Genomic DNA, 21,743 nt, shown 5'->3' with positions numbered 1-21,743 from the left:
CAGGCATCCGTGGACACCTTTGTCCACATAGGGCAATTGAAGTCTGCCGGCGCCCACTCCTGCCACCGATGCTGGATTCATGACAGCAGACAACCGTGTGACCATTTCCCGGCCGGAGGACATCCTCGGCTTCATTCCGCACGCCTTGGGGCTCTGGCCGAAGGAGAGCCTCGTGGCCATCACGCTGCGCGGGCAGACACTTGGCGCAACCCTCCGCGTCGACCTTCCGACTGAGGGATCCGAACGGGTGCTTGCCGAGTACTCACGGAGGATCGGGGAGTACCTGGAAGCGGACCGTGACGCCGACGGCGCGCTGTTGGCAATCTTCAGCGACGAGGGTTGGGACGCCGGCGGCGCCGTGCCGCACGGCCTGCCGCTGCTGGAAGCCCTGGAACCCGTCCTGGCCCGCACTGGCTTGGCGTTGCGGGATGCCTGGTTCATTGGTTCCGAGTTCTGGCGAAGCGCATTCTGCGCCGATCTGGAGTGCTGTCCTCTTCCCGGGCGTCCCGTGGACCAGATCCTGGATAGCCGGCTCAACGCGGAAATGGTGTTCCGGGGGAGCAGCGTCAGGGAATCGCCCGGGCTGTTGGGCCCTGGGGACCAGCCTGTCCGTGATCCGGAGTTCATGCGCGCGGAAGCCGCCACGCTTGAGGAGCTGCTCCGCCGCTGGCGGAGCAGGAAGGCATTCGAACAAATGCTGGAGGTGTGGACAGGAGTCCTGGATTCCGGCGGTCCGGAGGAATTCGACGGAGAGGCTGCGGCGTTCCTCCGGGCGAGCCTGCGGGTTCCTGCATGGCGCGACGCGGTGGTGGTGCTGGCGGCTGCGGGGAAGTCCGTCGCGTGCGGCGGTGCCGAGGCCTTTCACTTCTTCGAGCATGAAGACGATGAAGGGGATGGCCTCGTCATTCCGCAAGGGCTCTGCTCCCCGGCACCAGTGGCCGCCAAGTCCACTGAGGCCACGGGTGTCAATGCCTCGCGCTATGGAGACGTGCTCTTGGGCCTCTACCCGGAGACCCCCGATTGGAGCCGCGTGGCGAGCCTGGACCAGGTTCTCGCGATGCTCTCCCGGCACGGTGGTGGGGAGGCCCGGGCCGCAACGCTCACGATCCGGGGGTGGATTCAGTGGTGCCGGGGGAGCGGCTCTTTCGCCGCCGAGCTCCTTTCGGAGGCAGACGCCGAACACCGGGGCTATCGGCTCGCTGAACTGCTCGCCGAGGTGGTGAAGCGAGGGACGGTGTGCGGCTGGGCCAAAAGCAAGTCGTCGGCGTGGCGGAAGTTCGGTGGAGCGGCGGCATGACGCCAAACCCCAGGGGACTCCAGGAGCGCGCCATTGAGGCAAACCCGCAGGGACGTAATTGTCTGCACGGTTGCCGGTTTCGACCCCCGGAACTCAAAACCGTGAGACAATGGTTGCCGAGACCCGGTTGGGTCCGTGTTTCAAGTGCCGTAAACGTCCCCTGAACTCTAGGGAACATTAAGGCGCCGTCGGGAGTTCTACCTAAAGACTCTGCAGTCGGCGATGGCACTTGATGTTGATCACGGACTTGACAGGGTCATAGTGGTGTTGCCCCCATGGTGATTCCACAGACCGCCGCTAGAAAGGTTTTCTGTGACCCCGTCTTCCGCCGAGAAGGAACCCGCCGCCCTGGCCGAACTGTCCGCCGAAGAAAAGAAGGCGGCTACAGCTGCGAAGCGCGCGGCAACGCGTGCTGCCAATGCTTCGACTGCAGGTGCAGAGAAGCCGGCACCCAAGAAGCGCGGGCCCAAGCCCGGCGCCAAGGCCGCTGCCGAAGCAGCCAACAAGTCCGCCGGCGCCGACGAGGACTCCGAAGAAGCCGAGGATTTTGACGCCGTCGTTCCCGACGAAGCAGAGCTCACGGAGGAAGTCGAAGAAGGCGAAGAGGGCAAGAAGCCAGCGACGACCGGTTCCGGCTTTGTCTACTCGGATGCCGACGACGACGATGCGCCTGTCCAGCAGGTCATGTCCGCCGGTGCCACGGCCGACCCCGTCAAGGACTATTTGAAGCAGATCGGCAAGGTTGCCCTGCTGAACGCAGAGCAGGAAGTCGACCTTGCGCTCCGCATTGAAGCCGGCCTCTTCGCCGAAGAGAAGATCAATGCCGACGACGGCTCCATGGACCCGAAGCTCAAGCGTGAGCTCGAGTTCATCATCCATGACGGCAAGAGGGCCAAGAACCACCTCCTTGAAGCCAACCTGCGCCTCGTGGTCTCCCTGGCCAAGCGCTACACCGGCCGCGGCATGCTGTTCCTGGACCTCATCCAGGAGGGCAACCTGGGCCTGATCCGCGCAGTGGAGAAGTTCGACTACACCAAGGGCTTCAAATTCTCCACGTACGCCACGTGGTGGATCCGCCAGGCCATCACCCGTGCCATGGCTGACCAAGCACGCACTATCCGCATTCCGGTGCACATGGTGGAAGTCATCAACAAGCTTGCACGCGTTCAGCGCCAGATGCTCCAGGACCTTGGACGCGAACCTACGCCTGAGGAACTTGCCCTCGAGCTGGACATGACTCCCGAGAAGGTTGTTGAAGTCCAGAAGTACGGCCGCGAGCCCATCTCGTTGCACACCCCGCTCGGCGAAGACGGCGACTCCGAATTCGGTGACCTCATCGAGGACTCCGAAGCCGTCGTCCCGGCGGACGCGGTGAGCTTCACCCTCCTGCAGGAGCAGCTGCACTCGGTGCTCGATACCTTGTCCGAGCGTGAAGCAGGGGTCGTCGCCATGCGATTCGGCCTTACCGACGGCCAGCCGAAGACTTTAGACGAAATCGGCAAGGTCTACGGAGTCACCCGCGAACGCATCCGTCAGATCGAATCGAAGACGATGTCCAAGCTGCGCCACCCCTCGCGGTCTCAGGTTCTGCGCGACTACCTTGACTAAAGCAACGGACGCCCTGGCCTAAGCGGCACGGCCCGTCAAGAAGTGGACTCCCGGATTCCCGGGGTCCACTTCTTGCATTCAGGGGCTGTTCCGTTCGAGTGCTTGGCCGAGGATGCGGGCACCTTCCGGGAACGCCGAGGGGTTGGGCCCGGCGTAGTTGAGGCGTATGAACGGTCCCGCCGGTTCGGCCGGAAACCACTCGTTACCGACTGCGATCATGACTCCGGCACTCTCGCAGTCACGCGTCAGGCCCTCGAGGCCCGTGCCGTCGGGAAGCCGTGCCCAGAGATTCAGTCCTCCCTTGGGGACGATGCTGAGGTGGGCCTGGGGGGCGTGCTCGCGCAGGCTCGAGACAAGCAGGTCCCGGCGTGACTGGAGCTGATGGCGGAGGCTGCGCAGATGGGTCTGCCAGGCCGGTTGGGTGACGACGTCGAGTGCCGCGGCCTGCAGCAATCCGCTGACGTACATCGACTCGGCGGCGCGGTCTGCAAGGATGCGTTCGCGGGCAGGGCCTCGCGCGATGACGGCGGCAACGCGGATGGCGGGTGAAACGCTCTTCGTGAGGGAGCGCAGATAGACCACGTGGCCGGAGTCGTCACGTGCGGCGAGGGGCGCCGGCGTCGACGTGATGCCGAAATCGTGCGCCCAGTCGTCCTCAACGAGGAACGCGCCGTACTGCCGGACGACGTCCAGGACCTCTTCGCCCCGCCGGGTGGACCATTGTGCCCCGGTGGGGTTGGCATAGTTTGGTTGGGCATAGAACAGCCGTGCGCCGGTCTCCTCGAACGCTCTGGCCAATTCTTCGGGGTCCGGCCCATCGGCTCCGCTGGGCACCGGGACGATGCGGACTCCGGCCTGGGTCGCGGCCAGGATAGCTCCCCAGTAGCTCGGGGATTCCATGAGCAGCGGCTGCCCGTGGCCGACCAAGGCAGTGAAGATGGAGCTGAGGCCGCCCTGGCTTCCCGGCAGCACGATGACGTCGCTCGCTGTCGGCGGGGTGAGTCCTGCCGGCGTTGCGGTGCCGAGTTCGTGCGCGAACCAGGACTGCAACTCCGGAAGCCCCGCGGCGGGTGGTCGGGACAAGGCAGCATCGCCGCGGGACGCCCGGGCGAGGGCGGCCCGCACGAGCCGCTCCGGCAGGAGTTCCCGGTCCGGGTATCCGGAGTGGAAGGCAATAGTTGCGTTCGACGTGTCCCGCATCGTGGTGGAGGCTGAGCGCGGAGGCGCTTGCGGTGCGCGCAGGGCCGCAGTTTGCCAACCGTAATCCGAGGGGCGTGCTGTCCGGACCGCCCGCACGAAGGTTCCGACGCCCGGCCGGCTCTCGATCAAGCCCTGCGACGTGAGCGCTTGCAAGGCTTTCTGCACCGTCACAGGGCTGGCCTGGTAGTCGGCAACCAGTGACCGGGTGGACGGCAGCCGGGATCCCGGCGCGGCCCCGACGATCCATTCCCGCAGTCGCATCGCAATCCTTGAACTGCTATCGTTGTTCATGAGAGACAATAGTAGCGCTACTACAATAATTCGCCCAGTGGTACTGTCCCGTCCGGCAACTGGCCTTTGGTGGGGCCTCCTGGGAGTAGCGGCGTTCTCGTTCACTGTTCCCTTCACCCGGGTGGCGGTTGGTGGCCTGTCGCCCTTGTTCATCGGCTCCGGCCGTGCCGTCGTCGCGGCGATACTCGCGGCGTTCGCCCTCTTGCTCACCAGGCAGCGGCTTCCTCGAGGCAGGCAATGGGCGCGCCTGGCCGTGGTTGCCGCCGGGATTGTTGTCGGATTCCCCTTGCTCACCTCGTTCGCACTCACGACGGCGCCGGCCAGCCACGGCGCCGTCGTCATCGCGCTCTTGCCGGCAGCAACGGCAAGCGCCGCAGTACTCCGCGGACGCGAGCATCCGCCCGCCGTCTTCTGGCTGGTGACAGCCGTAGGGGCTGTTGCGGCCATTGTTTTCGCTTTCGCACAGTCAGGCGGGCTCGGGCAGCTGAACTGGGCGGATGTGCTGCTCCTCGGAGCTGTCGTTGCTGCGGCCATCGGCTACGCGGAAGGCGGCTTGCTCGCCCGCGAACTCGGCGTATGGCAGACCGTATCCTGGGCGCTTGTCCTGGCATTGCCGTTGATGGCCGGCCTGGCTGCCCTCTCCATGGCCCAGCAGCCGCCGTCAGCCTCACCGGGCCAGTGGGCCGCTTTTGCATATCTCGGAGTCGTCAGCATGTTCTTCGGCTTCTTCGCCTGGTATCGGGGCCTCGCCATCGGGCCCATGGCCAAAGTCAGCCAAGTACAACTCATCCAGCCGGTGCTGAGCATTTGCTGGGCAGGGCTGCTGCTGGGCGAATCCCTGGGCTGGACGACGATTGCGGGTGGGCTGGCCGTCATCGTCTGCGCCGGCGTCGCCGTCCGGGTCCGGCTCAATCCGCGGCCGGAACAGAATCGCTGAAGACCAACAGAACAGATCGCCCGTCCCAAGAGAGGAAGAATAGAACCATGTACATCCCCGCGCATTTCGACGCCGGTCCCGACGTCATCCACGAGCTCCTGACGCGGCCGAACGCGGCGAACCTTGTCACCATGACGACGCAGGGCCTGCTCGCGACCTTCCTGCCGCTCATCTACGATCCCTCGATCGGCGAACACGGAGCGCTCCACGGTCACCTTGCCCGGACCAATCCGCAATGGTCCGAGGCGGTGATCGGGGAATCACTCGTCATCATCCAGGGCGCGGACGCCTACATCTCGCCATCCTGGTACGCCTCCAAGGAGGAGCATGGACGCGTCGTCCCGACGTGGAACTACTCCACTGCGCACGTCTACGGCAAGCTTGCCGTCCACGATGATGCGACGTGGCTCGCGAACCATGTCAGGCAGCTGACCGACCTTAACGAAGCCGGTTTCGAGCGGCCGTGGTCCGTCGACGACGCGCCGGAGCGGTACATCTCCGGCCAGCTGCGCGCCATTGTCGGCGTCGAACTGGTCATTACCCGCATCGAAGCGAAGGCCAAACTGAGCCAGAACCGGCCAGACACGGACGTCGACGGGGTCGTGGCCGGGCTTGATGCGCAAGGGCTCACGGAGATCGCGGCCGATGTCACCCGGGCGAGGCAGGAAAGACAACGCCGGGATGCGGGCCGCGCCTAGGCAGAGGAGTCTTCGGTTAACGCAACAGCCCCCTCCATTCGGAGGGGGCTGTTGTCTCTGTGAAATTATGTCAACCGGGCGGCCTCTCAGGGCCAGCCATCGGGGCTAGTCGGCGAGGACGGGTTCCTTCTCCTGAAGGCGACCGGTCTCGTCATGCCAGTCGGAAGTCATCGGCCGCAGCGTGGCCTCTACTGCACGTGCGTGGTGGCCGCAGAAGAGCAGCTCACCGCCGGAGGACTCGAGTACAACGCGGACATATGCCTGGGCCCCGCAACGGTCGCACCGGTCGAGTGCATTGAGTGTGCGGTCTGCAACTGCTGTTGTCATGTTCGGCCTCCTTAGTAGTTCTGTGTATCCATATAACCAGCATTCGAAGCAAAACCATGGCAAGGATGGGTCACGTTCGCTGTCCGCGTATCACATGTGCGTAACACCGGGAAGTGGCGTCCAGCACGATTGGGAGTGGCAGCTCTCGTCATGGCTCCGGGCCAGCTAGCCTAGGAGGAGTGTTTTTTGCCTCTGTTACACCCCCGAAGGAGCGCCCCGCCCGTGGCACCGAGTTCTGAATACAACGCCCGGCACCTTTCAGTTTTGGAAGGCCTGGAGGCGGTCCGCAAGCGTCCGGGCATGTACATCGGCTCCACCGATTCACGCGGCCTCATGCACTGCTTGTGGGAGATCATTGACAACTCGGTGGACGAAGCGCTGGCGGGCTTCGGGCACGACATCCAGATCATCCTGCACGCGGACAATTCGGTGGAAATCCACGATGACGGCCGGGGCATCCCGGTGGACCTGGAGCCCAAGACCGGGCTCACCGGCGTCGAAGTGGTCTTCACCAAACTGCACGCGGGCGGAAAGTTCGGCGGCGGCTCCTACACGGCATCCGGCGGCCTGCACGGCGTTGGCGCGTCCGTGGTGAACGCGCTCTCCGCCCGTCTTGACGTGCAGGTGGACCGCGGAAGCAAGACGTACCAGATGTCGTTCCGCCGGGGCGAGCCTGGCCGGTTCAAGGACACCGGCTCGAAGCCGAGCCCGACGTCGGTCTTCGAACCGTTCGTCGAGAACTCGGTGCTCGACGTCGTAGGCAAGGCCAAGCGGGGTGTCACCGGCACCCGCATCCGCTACTGGGCGGACCGGCAGATCTTCACTCCGGACGCGAAGTTCGCTTACGAGGATCTTGCAGCCCGCGCCCGCCAAACGTCCTTCCTGGTTCCGGGACTCAAGCTTACTGTCCGCGACGAGCGCCGGCTCCCCGGCACCCCCGGCGAGAACGGACCGCACCAAGAGGTGTTCCACCACGACGGCGGCATTTCCGAGTTCGTCGACTTCCTCGCCGCGGATTCAGGCGTCACGGATATTTGGCGGCTCCATGGCGCGGGCAAGTTCAAGGAGACCGTTCCGGTCCTCGACGAAAACGGGCACAGCAAGATCGCCGAAGTGGAACGCGACTGTGAAGTGGACATCGCGCTGCGCTGGGGGATCGGCTACGAAACCACCATGCGGAGCTTCGTCAACATCATCGCCACGCCCAAGGGCGGCACGCACCAGGCAGGCTTCGAGCAGGCACTTCTGAAGACGTTCCGCAAGGCCGTCGAAACGAACGCGCGTAAGCTCAAAGCGGGCAACGACAAGATCGAGAAGGACGACGTCCTGGCCGGCCTCACCGCGGTGCTGACGGTCCGCTTGGCGGAGCCGCAATTCGAGGGCCAGACCAAGGAAATCCTGGGCACTTCGGCTGTCAGGGCGATTGTTGCCAAGGTGGTCGAGGACGAGATCACGGGGCGCCTGACCTCGGCGAACCGCAACGACAAAGCCCAGTCCGCGCTGCTGCTCGAGAAGATCGTCAGCGAGATGAAATCCCGCATCTCAGCCCGTGTCCACAAGGAAACACAGCGCCGGAAGAACGCGCTGGAAACGTCGTCGATGCCCACCAAGCTGGCGGATTGCCGCACGGACGACGTCGGACGCTCCGAGCTCTTCATCGTGGAAGGAGACTCCGCCCTTGGCACCGCCAAGCTGGCGCGCTCTTCGGACTTCCAGGCGCTGCTGCCGATCCGTGGCAAGATCCTGAACGTGCAGAAAGCCTCGGTGGGGGACATGCTCTCCAACGCGGAGTGCGCAGCCCTCATCCAGGTGGTGGGTGCCGGTTCGGGCCGGAGCTTCGACATCGACGCCGCGCGTTACGGCAAGGTGATCCTCATGACCGATGCGGACGTCGACGGCGCGCATATCCGTACGCTGCTGCTCACCCTGTTCTTCCGGTACATGCGTCCGATGATCGATGAGGGCCGCGTATACGCGGCCGTCCCGCCGCTGCACCGCGTGGAAGTCATCAACGCCGGCCAGAAAGCCAACGAGATGATCTACACGTACTCGGAGGCCGAACTGCACGTCCTGCTGGCCAGGCTCGCCAAGGAAGGCAAACGCTACAAGGAGCCGATCCAGCGCTACAAGGGCCTGGGCGAGATGGACGCCGAGCAGCTCGCCGAGACAACCATGGATCCGCGCCACCGCACCCTCCGCAAAGTGGGAATCGAGAACGCCAAGATGGCGGAGGATACTTTCGACCTGCTGATGGGATCGGACGTCGCCCCGCGCAAGGACTTCATCATCGCCGGCGCGGCGGACCTGGACCGGGAACGTATCGACGCCTGATCCGGCGGGCCTACCTACCTAGGCCGGCAGACCTCTTCAGCCCAGCAAGCCCGGCACGATCAGCAGGCCGGTCGGCACGGCGAGCAGCATTGCCGAGGCGGCAAGCACCAAAGCGCGCTGGGCTGCCGGAAGCGGCGGTTTGGGTGAGAGCAGGCGGCTGACGCGCGACGCCGTCGTGCGCGGTGAGTCGGCGCCGCCGGTGCCGCTCAAGGAGCTGTTTTCGGGGGAGGTGTCCTGCCCGCTTGTTCCGGGTGGCGCGAAGTGCTCCACGGGACGGGCGGACCCGCTGGCGACGATCGCGATCGCCTTGATGAGCGTTCCCTTGCTCTCGGTGCGCAGGGCCACGTCATCGGCGAGCATTTCGATCAGGGAGTTGACCGCCACCTGGGCGAGCCGGGTAGTCGGGAACCAGGGGAGTGCCTGGCGCCACGCGGCGAAGGCCCACAGTAGAAGGTCGTGGCGTTGCGAGAGATGGGCGTTTTCATGGATGAGGACGGCCCGGAGCTCGGCCGGCTCGAGGGCAGCCATGAGTCCGTCGGACAGGACGGTCACCGACCGTGCGCCGCCCGGCAGGCAGTAGGCTACGGGGGAGTCGTGGTTGATGACCACGGTGCCGGGGCCGTCGTCGGACGGTGAGGCCAGGAGGGCGAGGAGCTCGCGGTGCCTCCGCCGCTGCCGTTCGATCTTGACGTAGGTGAGCAGCAGGGTGAATACGAGGTGGGCGCTCAGCAGCGCCGCGGCGGACAAGGCGAACAAGTGCCAGAAACCCAGCGCCGTGGTGGGCTCGTTGTGGAGCACCATGCCAGCCAGGGAGCGCAGGCCTGCGATGAGGTTGTCGCCGATGGGCTCAAGCCCGTAGACGAGCATGGCACCGATCATGGACAGGCCACCGGCGAGTGCGATGGCCTGCCAGAGGACCATGGCCATGAAGGGTGCGCGCGATGGCCATTCGGCGCGCGACAAGAGGACGGGAACCGGCCAGGCCAACACCAAAGCAAGGACCGCCAGAAAATATGAGGTCCAGAACATGGGTGGTTAGTTTTTGCCGAGCAGCTTGCGCAGCGTGGCGGCTTCACTCTCGCTCACGGAACCGATGAACCGGGCCAGCACGGCTTCGCGGTCCGGCGCGGAGCCGAGTGCCTCGTGCATGAGGTCCGCCGTGTGGTCCGCGCGGCTCGAAACAGCCTGGTAGCGGTGCGGGCGGGTGCCGCGTTCGCGCTCGACGAGGCCTTTCTTCTCAAGGCGGGACAAGACCGTCAGCACTGTGGTGACTGCGAGGTCCTTGCCCTGGTGTCCTGCAATGCCGTCCGTGGCGGCAGAATCCTGCGCCAGCAGATCACGAAGTTTGTTGGCTGTCGCAGCCTCCTGGCCCGCCCAAAGGAGGTCCATGACCGCCCGTTCCAGTTCGCCAAGACTTGCCATCAATGCATCCCTACTTTCCGCACTTCCCTCCCCGTCTCATGGGCCGGGGGAAGTGCGATGTTCCAACATTCCACCTTCAATCTACCGCTTTTCAAGCGGCGATTCTACGTGAGGTAGAACATGCGGCGCGCCGTGTCCTTGCGGCACTGTGACGCCGCTGGAAGAGTGGTGAGCAGATCGCAGCGGGTTTGTTCTACACTGTGTAGAAGAAACAAGTTCTACGCTACGTAGAAATGGACGCCGCTTCGCGGGCAGCCGGATAAAAAGGACAGCAATGGACGCCTTGGAAATCGCACGCTGGCAATTTGGAATCACCACGGTCTACCACTTCATGATGGTGCCGTTGACCATCGGACTGGGCCTTGTCGTGGCTGTCATCCAGACCCTTTGGTATCGCACCGGCAAGGTTGAATACCTCCGGATGACCAAGTTCTGGGGCAAGCTCTTCCTCATCAACTTCATCATGGGCGTGGCCACGGGCATCGTGCAGGAATTCCAATTCGGCATGGCCTGGAGCGAATACAGCCGGTTCGTCGGCGACGTGTTCGGTGCGCCCCTCGCCCTGGAAGCCCTTCTGGCGTTCTTCGTGGAATCGACCTTCCTGGGACTCTGGATCTTCGGCTGGAAGCAACTCAAGCGCGGCGTCCACCTCGCGTGCCTCTGGATCGCGGTGATCGGCTCGGTCTTCTCGGCCTACTTCATCATTGTGGCCAACTCCTGGATGCAGCACCCCGTCGGCGTCACGATGGTCAACGGGCGTCCCGTCATGACCGACGCGTGGGCGGTATTCACCAACAACACCGCGATGGTGGCCGTACCCCACACCCTCTTCGGCGCGCTGGCCGTCGCCGGTGCGTTCCTCCTGGGCATCGCCTGGTACCACCTCTGGCGCCGCCGCCACGACGGCATCGACACTGTCGGAACGGATGGCCGCGCCGTCGCCGGCGAAGCCGACATCCCCGGACGGGACAAGGCCGACTACAAGGTGTGGATCACGTCCCTGCGGATCGGCGCCGTCGTCGCCATGATCTCCTTTGCCGGTACCGCCATCACCGGCGATATGCAAGGCAAACTGATGTTCGAACAACAGCCGATGAAGATGGCCGCGGCAGAGGCCGCGTGCCACGACGGCACCGGGTTCTCCGTGCTGAGCATCGGCAACCTCGGGTCCAAGAACTGCAACGACATCGTGGCCGTGATCGAGGTCCCCGGTATCCTCTCCTTCCTGGCCAAGGGGGACTTCAACACCGAAGTGAAGGGGGTCAACAGCCTCCTCGACGAGTACAAGGCCAAGTACGGCACCCACCTGCCGAACAATCCCCTGTACGGCGACCGGGCAGGCCAGGAAATCCAGTACGTGCCCGTCATGGAAGTGACCTATTGGGGCTTCCGCATGATGATCGGCTTCGGCGGGATCGCCGCCCTTGCCGCTTTGCTGGCCCTGTGGGTCACGCGCAAGGGCCTGGTCCCGCAGTCCCGCTGGATCATGCGCCTCGCGGTCTTCGGCATCCTTGCTCCCTTCGGCGCCAACGCCGCCGGCTGGATCTTCACGGAAATGGGCCGCCAGCCGTTCGTCGTCGCGCCCAATCCGGACGCCAGCGGCGTCGACCAAGTGTTCATGTTCACGGCCGCCGCCGTCTCGCCAGGCGTCTCCGCCGGAGAACTCATCACCTCGCTGGTGGTGTTGGCCTCCATCTACGCGGTCCTGCTCGTGGTGGAAGTCCGGCTGCTGGTCAAATACGCCCGCGGAGGCGTGGTGTCCGCGATGCCGGAGCTCGCTGAGGCTCGCGGGAGCGAAAAGAAGGAAAAGAAGGACGACGACGGCGGGACGCCGGGCGCCCCGGGCCAACCCGGCGACAGCGACGACGTCTTGGCATTCGCCTACTAGGAAGCAGAGGGAATTTTCGAATGGAACTGTTGCCTATCGTCTGGTTCGTGGCCATCGCCGTGCTGTGGACGGGTTACCTCTTCCTTGAGGGCTTCGACCTCGGCGTCGGAATGCTCATGAAGCTCTTCGCCCGGAACAACACCGACCGCCGGGTGCTGCTGAACACGGTCGGTCCGGTGTGGGACGGGAACGAAGTGTGGCTGCTGACCGCGGCCGGTGCCACCTTCGCGGCCTTCCCGATGTGGTACGCCTCGCTGTTTTCGGCGCTCTACCTGCCGCTTCTGATTGTCCTGGTGGCCCTGATCTTCCGGGCCGTGGCTTTCGAGTACCGGGGCAAGGTGGACACTGCGCGTTGGCGGACGGTCTGGGACTGGGCGATTGCCCTGGGTTCGTTCACGGCGGCGTTCGGCATCGGCGCCGCGCTGGCGTTGACCACCACCGGGCTGCCGATCGACTCGAACGGCGACCGTCAGGGCGGCCCCTTTGCCTGGTTCAGCGGATACGCCCTGCTGGGCGGTTTCGCCGTCGTCGCGTTCGCCTTGGTGCACGCGCTGGCGTTCCTGGCACTGAAGACCGACGGCGACGTGCGCCACCGTGCGCGCCGCTGGTTTGTGCGGCTCGCCCCGCTCGCATTGCTGCCGCTGCTTGCGTGGATGGTGGCCCTCCAGCTGCTCAGCGGCAAGCCGTTGACGTGGATCCTGGTCCTCCTCGGCGTCCTGGCGGGTGCAGCGTCCTGGGTCCTCGCCCGCAAGGGGGCTGAGGGCAAGGCCTTCGGAGCGCTGGGTGCGTTCCTGGTGTGCGCCACCGCTTCCATCTTCGGCGCGGCGTTCCCCGTGGTCATCCCTTCCACCGTGAACCCCGCCTTCAACCTCACGATTTCCAACGCCTCATCGTCGGCCTACACGCTGGGGCTGATGAGCATCGTGGCCGCCGTCGGCTTGCCGCTGGTCATCGCGTACCAGGCCTGGACCTACTGGGTGTTCCGGCGCCGTGTGAGCGCAGCCCACATTCCCGCCGCGCATGGCTTCCTGCCGGCCATTGCGGCCAAGGTGCTGGTGGGCCATGCGGCTCCGGGCGGACCGGCTGCCAAACACGCACCGCAGGACGCCGGCGAGTAGCGGATGAAGCCGCAGCTGCCGGCCGGAGCGGCCACCCGATCCGCCTTGTACGTCCTTGGTCTGCTGTCCTCGCTCAAGGCTTTGTCGCTGGTCCTGATAGCGCAGGCCATCGCGGGGATGTTGTCCGGCCTTGCTGCCGGCGGCATGGGGTGGCGCGAAGGACTCGCCTGGGGAGCCGCCGGCGCTGTCCTGCGCTCGCTGACGGTCTGGGGCCAAGGAGTCGCGGCGCGCCGGGCGGCCCTCGGGGTCAAGGAAGAGCTGAGGCTCCGGCTGCTGGGGCGCGCCCTCGGCCCCGGGGCCGCGGGACGGGTAGGAGACGTGAACGACGGCGGGCTCGCGGTGCTCGCGACCCGCGGACTTGATGCGCTGGACAACTACTACACCCAGTTCCTGCCCGCCTTGGTCAATTGCGCTGCACTGCCCTTGCTCCTTGGCGCGCGGATACTCTTCGCGGATTGGGTCAGTGCCGTGGTTGTGGTGCTGACCGTGCCGCTGGTCCCGCTGTTCATGGTGCTGATCGGCCGCCACACCGAGGACCGGGTCCACGAAGCCCAATCCACGCTGCGGAGGCTCTCCGGGCACATCCTGGAGTTGGCCAAGGGCCTTCCCGTGCTGGTGGGACTGGGCCGCGCGGGCGAACAGCGTGCGGCCCTCGAGGACCTCTCCGAGGAATACCGCTCGCGGACCATGGGAACCCTGCGGACCGCGTTCCTCTCCGCGCTCGCCCTGGAACTGATAGCCACCATCTCCGTCGCTGTCGTGGCCGTCTTCATCGGGGTGCGGCTCGTTGCGGGCGACATGGGTCTGGAAGCCGGCCTGCTGGCCCTCATCCTCGCCCCCGATTGCTATCTTCCCTTGCGCGAGCTGGGCACGGCCCACCACGCCAGCGACGACGGGCGCGAGGCCTTGGCCGCAACCAACGCCGTGCTGGAGTCGCCGGCGGGCCGTTCGCTGAATGATGATTCCGGTGCTGGAGCGCACGACGCCGGAGCTTCCGCCGGCGTCGTGGTCACCGGGCTGACGGTGACGTACAGGGGAAGGGCAGGTGCCGCCGTCGGGCCTATCGACTTCGAGGCTCCGGCCGGGCGGATTACCGCCCTGGATGGCCGCAGCGGTTCAGGCAAAAGCACCATCCTTGGCGTTCTCGCCGGCACGATCGGCGACGGTCCGGAGGCAACCATCGAAGGTTCCGTCACCGGACTGGATGCGCGCTCGGTGGCGTGGGTACCGCAGCATCCCGTCATGGTCGCCGGTACTGTCCTGGACGAGGTTGTCCTTTACCTGAACGGCGGCGACGCGGACTTCGCGCCGTCCGTCACTGGATCCACGCCGGACGCTGACATCGCGAGGGCCATGCGTTGCCTGGAGCAAGCCGCCGCGGAGCACCTCGCGTTCAAACATCCTGCCGAGTTGAGCCCTGGCGAAGTGCGGCGGGTGGCCGTGGCCCGCGGCTTGGCGCGCCTCGACGCCGGTGCCACGGTCCTGCTGCTCGACGAACCCACCGCCCACCTCGACGTCGCGTCCGCTGACGCCATTCGTGCGGCGATCGCGGGGCTGCGGGGGGCCGCGGCTGTCATCCTCGTGGCCCACGACGCCGCGACCCGGAAACTGGCGGATTACGTCGTGAGCGTCGACGGCGTGACGGCGCAGGATCATACCGGCCACGTGGCCCTGGAATCCGCTGTGTCCGTGCCGGCTCCGCTCCAGGGGGACGCGACTCCCGGAACCGCACCGGACGGGGGAATGGAACCCCCCACCGCCATCTCCACGCTCAAGGCCCTCGCGAGCATCCTGGCGCCCGTCCGTTACAAGTTTGCCGGTGCCGTGCTGCTCGCGGCGCTCGCCGCCCTGTTTGCCGTGGCGTTGTCCGGGCTGTCCGGCTGGCTCATTATCCGCGCGAGCGAGCAACCGCCCATCCTGTACTTGCTGGGAGCAATCGTCGGCGTGCGGTTCTTCGGCATAGGCCGGGCCGTGCTGCGCTACTCCGAGCGGCTCGTCGTCCATGACACGGTTTTCGCGGCGATGACTAGGCTCCGCGGCGCGCTCTGGGCGAGCCTCAGCGCGCGGGCCCTGTCCTTGCGGCGGCTCCTGCTGGGCGGCAATGTCCTCGGAGCGGTGGTGGACGACGTCGACACGCTGCGGGACGTGCTGCCGCGCGTCGTCCTGCCGCCCCTCTCCGCGGTTGCGGTCGGGGTGGCGGCGGTGGTCGCCTCGGCCCTGCTGGTTCCCGCCGCTGTGCCGGCGGTGGTCGCCACCGCCGTGCTCGGCCTTGTCGTAGCTCCTCTTCTTGCCCTGGCGGCCGACCGCAACGCGGCCCGCTCAGAGCAGCAACTGCGCTCATTGGTGCTTCGCGATGTTGCCGCAGCCCTCGACGCCCGTGCCGAGCTCAGCGCCAACGGCGTGGCGGGAATGGTTTTGTCGTCCTTGGCCCGGAGGGACAGCGCGGCCACTGCGGCGGCGCAGCGTTCCGCGTGGGCGGATGGCATCGGCCAGGGACTGACCGTGCTGGCGTGCACCCTGGGAGCGCTGGCGGCCGGAATCCTCGGCGCCCCCTCGGTGCAAACCGGAACTGTCGCGCCGGCTGTGCTGGCCGTCGTCGTCCTGGTTCAGCTGGCCCTCGCTGAGCCCTACGGAGCAGTTGTGTCCGCCGTGCGGCAGGGGCCGGCTTTGGCCGCGGTGCTGCGGCGGATCGCGCAGTCCGGAGCCTTCGACGCCTCGGATGCCGGCGGCGGCGTGCTGAAGCTGCCTGAGCGGCCAGACGGTGCCGCGGGGCTGTTGCTGGATGGCCTCGAAGCGTCATGGCCGGGTGGAACCCCCGTGTTCAGCGGGCTCAGCGCCGAAGCGGCCCCCGGGCAGTGGCTCGCAGTCACGGGACCCTCCGGTTCCGGGAAATCCACGTTGCTCTCCGTGCTGCTTGGCTTCCTGCCCGTGTCTTCCGGCAGGGCATGCGTCACCGGGAATGCCGCCTGGTGTCCCCAGGAGGCCCACCTCTTCGACTCCACCATCCGCGGCAACCTGCTGCTCGCCCGCCCGGCCGGCCACAAGCCTTCCGAAGCGGACATGCACAAGGCGCTCGGCGCCGTCGGGCTCTCACGATTGGCATCCGGACTTCCGAAGGGCCTGGATACCCGCATCGGCCCCTCCGGTTCGTCCCTGAGCGGCGGCGAACGCCAGCGGCTCGCCATGGCCCGCACGCTCCTCACCGGCGCAAGAGTCCTGCTCCTGGACGAGCCAACCGCCCATCTCGACGCCGAGGCCGGGCGGCTCATGATGGCGGAGCTGCGTGCCGGACTGAAGGATGTCACCGTGGTGCTGGTGACGCACAACCCGGCCGACATCGCCGGGGGAGACGCCCGCCTGGATCTCGGCTCGCCGTCGGCGCTCCCGTCGGCGCTCCCGGAGCTGGTGCGCGGAAACTAGTGGTCATTTTCGTTGATTCTCGTTCTTTCTGGTTATTCGTCGGGGGTTTAGGGGCCAAGTCCTCTTCGCGTCGGGAGGACATGCGCGTTCCTCGTGCCCGCGACCCGACATAACGGGAATATGTCCATCCGCTAGCGCTGGCGAGGGGCATGTCCAGGAGCCCGGGCGGTCCGCCGCCTGGACCTGGTCCCTGGGGGACATGCCCGTTCCTCGTGCCCGCGACCGGACATAACGGGAATATGTCCATCCGCTGGCCCGGGCGCAGAGCATGTCCGTGAGCCCGGGCGGTCCGCCGCCTGGACCTGGTCCCTGGGAGGACATGCGCGTTCCTCGCGGCCGCGACCGGACATAACGGGAATATGTCCATCCGCTAGCGCTGGCGAGGGGCATGTCCAGGAGCCCGGCATAAGCGGCGAATCGAGTTCAAGTATGACCGCGGCTTCTCGCCGCTCGCGACGTCAACGGGAAGTTAGCAGACGGAAACTAGCCGAGGAGGCGTCCGAAGGTGGCGTCCACGGACTCGACGATGTTCGCCACCAACTTCCGTGCGTCGTCCTCCCTGATGAGCGGCGTCGATTGTCCCGCCCACAGCGACATCAGGTCAGGGACTCCCTGAGCCGCGGCAGCGGGCCGGAATTTGCCGGTCAGCCAGTTTTGGATCGGGAACGGGGCATGGGCGGAAGGATCGGCGAGCTCCGCGGTGATCCGGTTGGGGATGCCGCGTGCCAAGCGGCCGCTGAGGGCGCGGGTCAGGACAGTATGGGCGGCGTGGGGTCCGCGCATCGCGGCCAGGTGCGCGGGACTGATGGCTGATTGCCGCGTGGCCAGGAAGGCCGAACCGATCTGGACCGCGTCCGCGCCAAGGGCCAAGGCGGCAGCGACTCCGCGGCCGTCGGAGATACCACCTGCGGCGATGACCGGAACCGAGACGGCGTCCACCACCTGGGGCACGAGGGCCATGGCCCCGACGAGGGAGTCCTCCGGGGCGCGGAGGAAGGAAACCCGGTGCCCGCCGGCCTCCATGCCCGTGGCGACGATCGCGTCAACGCCGCCGGTATCCAACGCCACCGCTTCGTCGACGGTGGTGGCAGTACCGGCCACCACGATGCCGTTCCGGTGGGCCTCCTCGATGACAGCCGAGGACGGAACGCCGAAGACGAAGCTCAGCACGGCGGGCCGGGCATCGATGGCCGCCTGGATCTGTTCCTGCAGATCGGGCTGGTAGGCATCCGGTTGCGCGGGTGGTTCCACGCCAACCAGCTCGAAATACGGCCGGAGGATGTCCACGTAGGCGGCGAACTGCCGGGCGTCCGCGGTTGGTGGCTCTTCACCCTCGATGGGGAGCCAAAGGTTCAGCGCGAACGGTTTCCCGGTGGCCTCCTGGAGTTCGCGGGCCGTGGCGGCAATCCGTTCCGCGTCGTAGCCGTAGAGGCCGTACGAACCCAGCCCGCCAGCCTCGCTGACCGTGGCCGCGAGCTCCACCGAGGACAGGCCACCGAACGGACCGAGGACGATGGGCAACCCAATGTTGAAGAGGCGGGTTGCCCGCGTGTCTTTCCACGACATCGCAGCGCCTAGCCGTCCACGTCGTGGAGGTGATGGACGACGTCGTGCAGGAAGTACTGGGCGAATGTCAGCACGGTGAAGGTGGAGCCGTTGCTGCGGACCCCGGTGCGGGGCCACTCATCCTCGTGGACAGCGGCGAAGGAGTTGGCAATTTGGGTGCCCTCGGTGGCCAGCTGCGCAGCCACTTCCGCCGGGTCCGCGTTGGCGTAGTCGCCGTCGATCGCGGCCTTGTCCTGGTCCCAATTGGCGAAGTGGGCGTCGTCCTCCCGCAGCATCAGGTTCAGGCGCTGGTCGAACAGGCTGAAGACGTCCCGCACGTGGCAGGCATACTCCAATGGCGACCATGTGTGCTCGTCCGGGCGGGTGGACGCGTCTTCCCGGCGCAGAACGGCCCGCCACCGCGGCAGCATGTTGAGGACTGTCCCCGGGACGGTGGACGGGGTGACGGTGGCGGCGTCGAAGCCGCATTCGGGACACGGCGTGGACAGGACCCAGGTCCAGTCCTTGTCATCAGGAATGATCGGCATGGCAGTAGTCTAGGGCCCGGATTCCTGATCCGGTCGCACTGCCCGGAGGGAAGTACGTCCCCGGTCTGATCAGCCCGATCAGGAGTAAAGTTAGGTGCTGGGGAAGCCTGGAAAGTGAAATTGCCATGCTTAAGGATCTAAACGTCGCCGGTGTGCTCCCTGCCAGCGATATCGCCCGCGCCCGCGACTTCTACCGTGACAAGCTCGGTCTTGAACCGGATAATCCGGAGGCCAAAGACAACCTGATGTACAAGTGCGCCAACGGCACAGCCTTCCTGCTCTACGAGACGCCCAACGCCGGGACCGCCAAGAACACCCAACTGGGATTCCAGAGCACGGACCTGGACCAGGACATGGCCGATCTCAGGACGCGCGGAGTCGTTTTCGAAGAATACGATTTCCCTGGCCTGAAGACCGAAAACGGCGTAGCCACTTTGCCGGACGGCGAAAGGGGAGCCTGGTTCCTCGACTCGGAAGGAAACATCATCAGTATCGCGACGATGTAGGCCAGCGGAGCGAGGACGTGGCCAGCCGGGACGTACCAGTCAACGGCGGCTTCCGGTCAATTCTCCCCGGCGTTTCCTTCTTCCCACGCCATGCTCGCACCGATGGCATCCACGGGCTGGGAGAGGGGAACACCGGAGCCGTCGCGGCGGCCGTGCTCTTGCGGGAGGGACCGGGCAACGCCGGCGCTTGATGACGCCTTCGCCGGACCGTGACCCGCCCATCCGAGCAGCAGAGTGTCTTCACCCTTGAGGAAGCGGTGGGCCCGCACGCCTCCCGTGGCCCGGCCCTTGGCCGGGTACTCCTCGAACGGGGTGATCTTCGCCGTACCCGGAGCGGTTCCCGGCAGCGCACCGTTGCTGCCGGCAATCGTTACGACGACGGCGGCAGGGTCGGTGGCGCGCACCGTCCCGAAGTGGATGACGTCGTCGCCGTCACCAAGCTTGATTCCCGCCATGCCGCCCGCGGTGCGGCCCTGCGGCCGGACCGTGGAGGCGCTGAACCGCAGGAGCTGCGCAAGCCGGGTCACGAAGACGAGGTCGACGTCGTCGTCCTGGGCAGGCTCCACGCCCACCACAGCGTCCTTGTCCTTGAGGGCAATGATTTCCCAGTCTTCGCGGTTCAACGGGTAGTCGGGCTGGACGCGCTTCACCACGCCCTGGACCGTTCCGATGGCCAATACGGCATCCAGCGGCACGAACGCCACAAGCGATTCGCCCTTGAGCAGGGTGATGAAGTCCTTAGCTGCGACGCCCCCGGCAAGATTGGGCAGGCCGGACATGGGCGGGAGCGCCGGCATGTCCATGACCTGTACCCGGAGCATCCGGCCCTGCGAGGTGACCGCGCCGATCTCGCCGCGCGCGGTTGTCTTGACCACCGAGCGGTAGACATCGTGCTTGCTCCGCGGGCCGGATTCGGCCAGCGGCTCCTGGTTGGAGGTGCGCGCGATCTGGCCGGAGGCGCTGAGGATTGCCCAGCAAGGGTCGTCGGGGATTTCGAGCGGGAGCGCGGCGGCCTTGCCCTTGCCGGCCGGGACGGCTGCTGCGAGCGCCGCTGCGACGGTGGGAGATACGGCCTCTGATTCGAGGAGGACAGTGCGCCGCGGGGTGCCGTATTTCTCGGCCACTTCGGCCAATTCTCCGGACACCAGCTCGCGAAGGAGCACGTCGGACGCCAGGATCGCCTCGAGCTCGGCGATCTCCCGGCGCAGTTCTTCCTGTTCTTTCTCGAGTTCGATCCGCGAGTACTTGGTCAGTTGGCGCAGGCGGAGTTCCAGGATGTAGTTGGCCTGGATCTCTGACAGGTCGTAGATCGACATCAGCCGTTCGCGGGCCGCCGATGCCTCGTCGGAGGAACGGATGATCTGGATGACCTCGTCGATGTCGACGATCGCGATCAACAAGCCCTCCACCAAGTGGAGGCGGTCCTTTTTCTTGCCCAGGCGGAAAGCAGTGCGGCGACGCACCACGGACAGGCGGTGGCCGACATAGACCTGCAGGAGCTGGAGCAGGCCCAAAGTCTGAGGCTGCCCGTCCACCAAAGTCACGTTGTTGATGCCGAAGGAGTCTTCCATCGGGGTGAACCGGTAGAGCTGCTGCAGCACGGCGTTGGGGTTGAAGCCGTTCTTGATCTCGATCACGAGCCGCAGCCCGTGCTTGCGGTCGGTGAGGTCCATCACATCGCTGATGCCGGTCAGCTTTTTGGCGTTGACGGCATCCTTGATCTTCTCGATGACCTTCTCGGGACCCACCATGTAGGGGAGCTCGGTCACCACCAGGCCGGTGCGGCGCGCGGTCAGCTGCTCGATCTCCACCTTGGCGCGGGTCTTGAACGAACCACGTCCGGTGGCATAGGCATCGCGGATTCCGTCGAGTCCCACGATCCGGCCGCCGGTGGGCAGGTCCGGGCCGGGCACGAACCGCATGACGTCTTCCAGCGTCGCGTCCGGAGTGGCAATGAGGTGCCGGGCGGCCGCGATGACTTCCACGAGGTTGTGGGGAGCCATGTTGGTGGCCATGCCGACGGCGATGCCAGTAGTGCCGTTGACCAGCAAATTGGGGAAGGCCGCGGGCAGGACATCCGGCTGGGTGAGCTGGTTGTCGTAGTTGGGGACGAAGTCCACCACGTCTTCGTCGAGGTGCTCGGTCATCGTCATCGCTGCCGCGGCGAGCCGTGCTTCCGTGTAACGCGGTGCTGCCGGGCCGTCGTCGAGCGAACCGAAGTTGCCGTGGCCGTCGATCAGGGGCAAGCGCAGCGAGAAGTCCTGTGCCATGCGCACCATGGCGTCATAGATGGCTGCATCACCGTGGGGGTGCAGCTTTCCCATGACTTCGCCCACCACGCGGGCGCTCTTCACATGCCCGCGGTCCGGGCGCAGGCCCATGTCGCTCATCATGTACAGGATGCGTCGCTGAACGGGCTTGAGGCCGTCGCGCGCATCGGGGAGCGCGCGGGAATAGATCACCGAATACGCGTACTCCAGGAAGGAGCCTTCCATTTCGGAAGTGACGTCGATATCGATGATGTTCTCGGTGAAGTCCCCGTCGAGGGCGGCCGAGGCCGCGTTCGCGCGGGAGGGACTTTGGCTGCGTGCCATGGAGTCGGTGGAT

The 21,743-nt window shown here is 66.1% G+C and carries 16 protein-coding genes; 9 read left to right on the top strand and 7 right to left on the bottom strand.

Going from position 1 to position 21,743, the window contains the following annotated elements:
- The first annotated feature begins 79 nt into the window (after window positions 1–79).
- Both QRN45_RS06505 and QRN45_RS06500 read left to right on the top strand, forming a co-directional pair.
- Window positions 80–1,297 carry a DUF4192 domain-containing protein gene (locus tag QRN45_RS06505; protein WP_284762731.1) on the top strand — a complete coding sequence of 406 codons (1,218 nt, stop codon included), beginning with the start codon at window positions 80–82 and terminating at the stop codon, window positions 1,295–1,297.
- Window positions 1,298–1,609: 312 nt separating this feature from the next.
- Complete coding sequence (locus tag QRN45_RS06500) at window positions 1,610–2,905, top strand: RNA polymerase sigma factor (RefSeq protein ID WP_078105527.1); 1,296 nt, start codon at window positions 1,610–1,612, stop codon at window positions 2,903–2,905.
- 78 nt (window positions 2,906–2,983) lie between these two features.
- Here QRN45_RS06500 and QRN45_RS06495 read toward each other — a convergent pair whose 3' ends face one another.
- On the bottom strand, window positions 2,984–4,396 hold the full coding sequence (locus QRN45_RS06495) for an aminotransferase-like domain-containing protein (RefSeq protein ID WP_241708323.1): 1,413 nt from the start codon (window positions 4,394–4,396) through the stop codon (window positions 2,984–2,986).
- On the opposite strand from QRN45_RS06495, the gene QRN45_RS06490 reads away from it, so the two are divergent.
- Window positions 4,395–5,333 (top strand): DMT family transporter, encoded by a 939-nt coding sequence (locus QRN45_RS06490; protein ID WP_284762726.1) that lies wholly within the window; start codon window positions 4,395–4,397, stop codon window positions 5,331–5,333. The genes QRN45_RS06495 and QRN45_RS06490 overlap by 2 nt on opposite strands.
- 47 nt (window positions 5,334–5,380) lie before the next feature.
- Window positions 5,381–6,031 carry an FMN-binding negative transcriptional regulator gene (locus QRN45_RS06485; RefSeq protein ID WP_241708321.1) on the top strand — a complete coding sequence of 217 codons (651 nt, stop codon included), beginning with the start codon at window positions 5,381–5,383 and terminating at the stop codon, window positions 6,029–6,031.
- Window positions 6,032–6,136: 105 nt separating this feature from the next.
- Here QRN45_RS06485 and QRN45_RS06480 read toward each other — a convergent pair whose 3' ends face one another.
- The gene (locus tag QRN45_RS06480) at window positions 6,137–6,358 is read right to left on the bottom strand and encodes a DUF7455 domain-containing protein (RefSeq protein ID WP_078105523.1); all 222 of its coding nucleotides are present in this window, start codon (window positions 6,356–6,358) and stop codon (window positions 6,137–6,139) included.
- A 222-nt stretch (window positions 6,359–6,580) separates the two neighbouring features.
- Here QRN45_RS06480 and QRN45_RS06475 point away from each other — a divergent pair, with 222 nt between their 5' ends.
- Window positions 6,581–8,689: a DNA gyrase/topoisomerase IV subunit B gene (locus QRN45_RS06475; protein WP_078105522.1), complete on the top strand. Its 2,109-nt coding sequence runs from the start codon at window positions 6,581–6,583 to the stop codon at window positions 8,687–8,689.
- 36 nt (window positions 8,690–8,725) lie between these two features.
- Here the strand turns inward: QRN45_RS06475 and QRN45_RS06470 are convergent, their stop codons facing one another.
- Complete coding sequence (locus tag QRN45_RS06470) at window positions 8,726–9,718, bottom strand: M56 family metallopeptidase (protein WP_284762724.1); 993 nt, start codon at window positions 9,716–9,718, stop codon at window positions 8,726–8,728.
- 6 nt (window positions 9,719–9,724) lie between these two features.
- Window positions 9,725–10,111, bottom strand: coding sequence for a BlaI/MecI/CopY family transcriptional regulator (locus QRN45_RS06465; RefSeq protein ID WP_078105520.1), 387 nt, complete (start codon window positions 10,109–10,111; stop codon window positions 9,725–9,727).
- A 274-nt stretch (window positions 10,112–10,385) separates the two neighbouring features.
- On the opposite strand from QRN45_RS06465, the gene QRN45_RS06460 reads away from it, so the two are divergent.
- The 3 genes from QRN45_RS06460 to cydD are packed head-to-tail and all read left to right on the top strand — an operon-like array spanning window position 10,386 to window position 16,537.
- Window positions 10,386–11,999: a cytochrome ubiquinol oxidase subunit I gene (locus QRN45_RS06460; RefSeq protein ID WP_241708319.1), complete on the top strand. Its 1,614-nt coding sequence runs from the start codon at window positions 10,386–10,388 to the stop codon at window positions 11,997–11,999.
- Window positions 12,000–12,019: 20 nt separating this feature from the next.
- A complete protein-coding gene (cydB, locus tag QRN45_RS06455; RefSeq protein WP_284762722.1) occupies window positions 12,020–13,117 on the top strand; it encodes a cytochrome d ubiquinol oxidase subunit II in 1,098 nt (365 codons plus the stop codon).
- Window positions 13,118–13,120: 3 nt separating this feature from the next.
- Window positions 13,121–16,537 carry a thiol reductant ABC exporter subunit CydD gene (gene cydD, locus QRN45_RS06450; protein WP_284762721.1) on the top strand — a complete coding sequence of 1,139 codons (3,417 nt, stop codon included), beginning with the start codon at window positions 13,121–13,123 and terminating at the stop codon, window positions 16,535–16,537.
- A gap of 483 nt (window positions 16,538–17,020) precedes the next feature.
- Here the strand turns inward: cydD and QRN45_RS06445 are convergent, their stop codons facing one another.
- Both QRN45_RS06445 and QRN45_RS06440 read right to left on the bottom strand, forming a co-directional pair.
- Entirely contained in the window at window positions 17,021–18,103 is a 1,083-nt protein-coding gene (locus tag QRN45_RS06445; RefSeq protein WP_284762720.1) for an NAD(P)H-dependent flavin oxidoreductase, read from the bottom strand.
- Between the two features lie 8 nt (window positions 18,104–18,111).
- On the bottom strand, window positions 18,112–18,630 hold the full coding sequence (locus QRN45_RS06440) for a DinB family protein (protein ID WP_241708315.1): 519 nt from the start codon (window positions 18,628–18,630) through the stop codon (window positions 18,112–18,114).
- A 125-nt stretch (window positions 18,631–18,755) separates the two neighbouring features.
- On the opposite strand from QRN45_RS06440, the gene QRN45_RS06435 reads away from it, so the two are divergent.
- Window positions 18,756–19,136: a VOC family protein gene (locus QRN45_RS06435; protein WP_241708314.1), complete on the top strand. Its 381-nt coding sequence runs from the start codon at window positions 18,756–18,758 to the stop codon at window positions 19,134–19,136.
- 56 nt (window positions 19,137–19,192) lie between these two features.
- On the opposite strand, the gene QRN45_RS06430 is transcribed toward QRN45_RS06435, so the two are convergent.
- Complete coding sequence (locus QRN45_RS06430) at window positions 19,193–21,730, bottom strand: DNA gyrase/topoisomerase IV subunit A (protein WP_284762719.1); 2,538 nt, start codon at window positions 21,728–21,730, stop codon at window positions 19,193–19,195.
- Between the last annotated feature and the right edge of the window lie 13 nt (window positions 21,731–21,743).

Origin of the sequence: Arthrobacter sp. efr-133-R2A-63 (genome assembly GCF_030209795.1) — a bacterium.
In the GTDB taxonomy this organism is placed as follows: Bacteria; Actinomycetota; Actinomycetes; order Actinomycetales; family Micrococcaceae; genus Arthrobacter; species Arthrobacter bambusae_A.
Note: the sequence above shows the minus strand (reverse complement) of the source record. Positions and strands in the feature narration are given on the sequence as shown.

Coding starts and splice junctions, on each gene's coding strand:
- QRN45_RS06505 (WP_284762731.1), top strand. CDS start 80: ATGACAGCAGACAACCGTGTGACCATTTCCCGGCCGGAGGACATCCTC.
- QRN45_RS06490 (WP_284762726.1), top strand. CDS start 4,395: ATGAGAGACAATAGTAGCGCTACTACAATAATTCGCCCAGTGGTACTG.
- QRN45_RS06495 (WP_241708323.1), bottom strand. CDS start 4,396: ATGAACAACGATAGCAGTTCAAGGATTGCGATGCGACTGCGGGAATGG.
- QRN45_RS06485 (WP_241708321.1), top strand. CDS start 5,381: ATGTACATCCCCGCGCATTTCGACGCCGGTCCCGACGTCATCCACGAG.
- QRN45_RS06480 (WP_078105523.1), bottom strand. CDS start 6,358: ATGACAACAGCAGTTGCAGACCGCACACTCAATGCACTCGACCGGTGC.
- QRN45_RS06470 (WP_284762724.1), bottom strand. CDS start 9,718: ATGTTCTGGACCTCATATTTTCTGGCGGTCCTTGCTTTGGTGTTGGCC.
- QRN45_RS06465 (WP_078105520.1), bottom strand. CDS start 10,111: ATGGCAAGTCTTGGCGAACTGGAACGGGCGGTCATGGACCTCCTTTGG.
- QRN45_RS06460 (WP_241708319.1), top strand. CDS start 10,386: ATGGACGCCTTGGAAATCGCACGCTGGCAATTTGGAATCACCACGGTC.
- cydB (WP_284762722.1), top strand. CDS start 12,020: ATGGAACTGTTGCCTATCGTCTGGTTCGTGGCCATCGCCGTGCTGTGG.
- cydD (WP_284762721.1), top strand. CDS start 13,121: ATGAAGCCGCAGCTGCCGGCCGGAGCGGCCACCCGATCCGCCTTGTAC.
- QRN45_RS06445 (WP_284762720.1), bottom strand. CDS start 18,103: ATGTCGTGGAAAGACACGCGGGCAACCCGCCTCTTCAACATTGGGTTG.
- QRN45_RS06440 (WP_241708315.1), bottom strand. CDS start 18,630: ATGCCGATCATTCCTGATGACAAGGACTGGACCTGGGTCCTGTCCACG.
- QRN45_RS06435 (WP_241708314.1), top strand. CDS start 18,756: ATGCTTAAGGATCTAAACGTCGCCGGTGTGCTCCCTGCCAGCGATATC.
- QRN45_RS06430 (WP_284762719.1), bottom strand. CDS start 21,730: ATGGCACGCAGCCAAAGTCCCTCCCGCGCGAACGCGGCCTCGGCCGCC.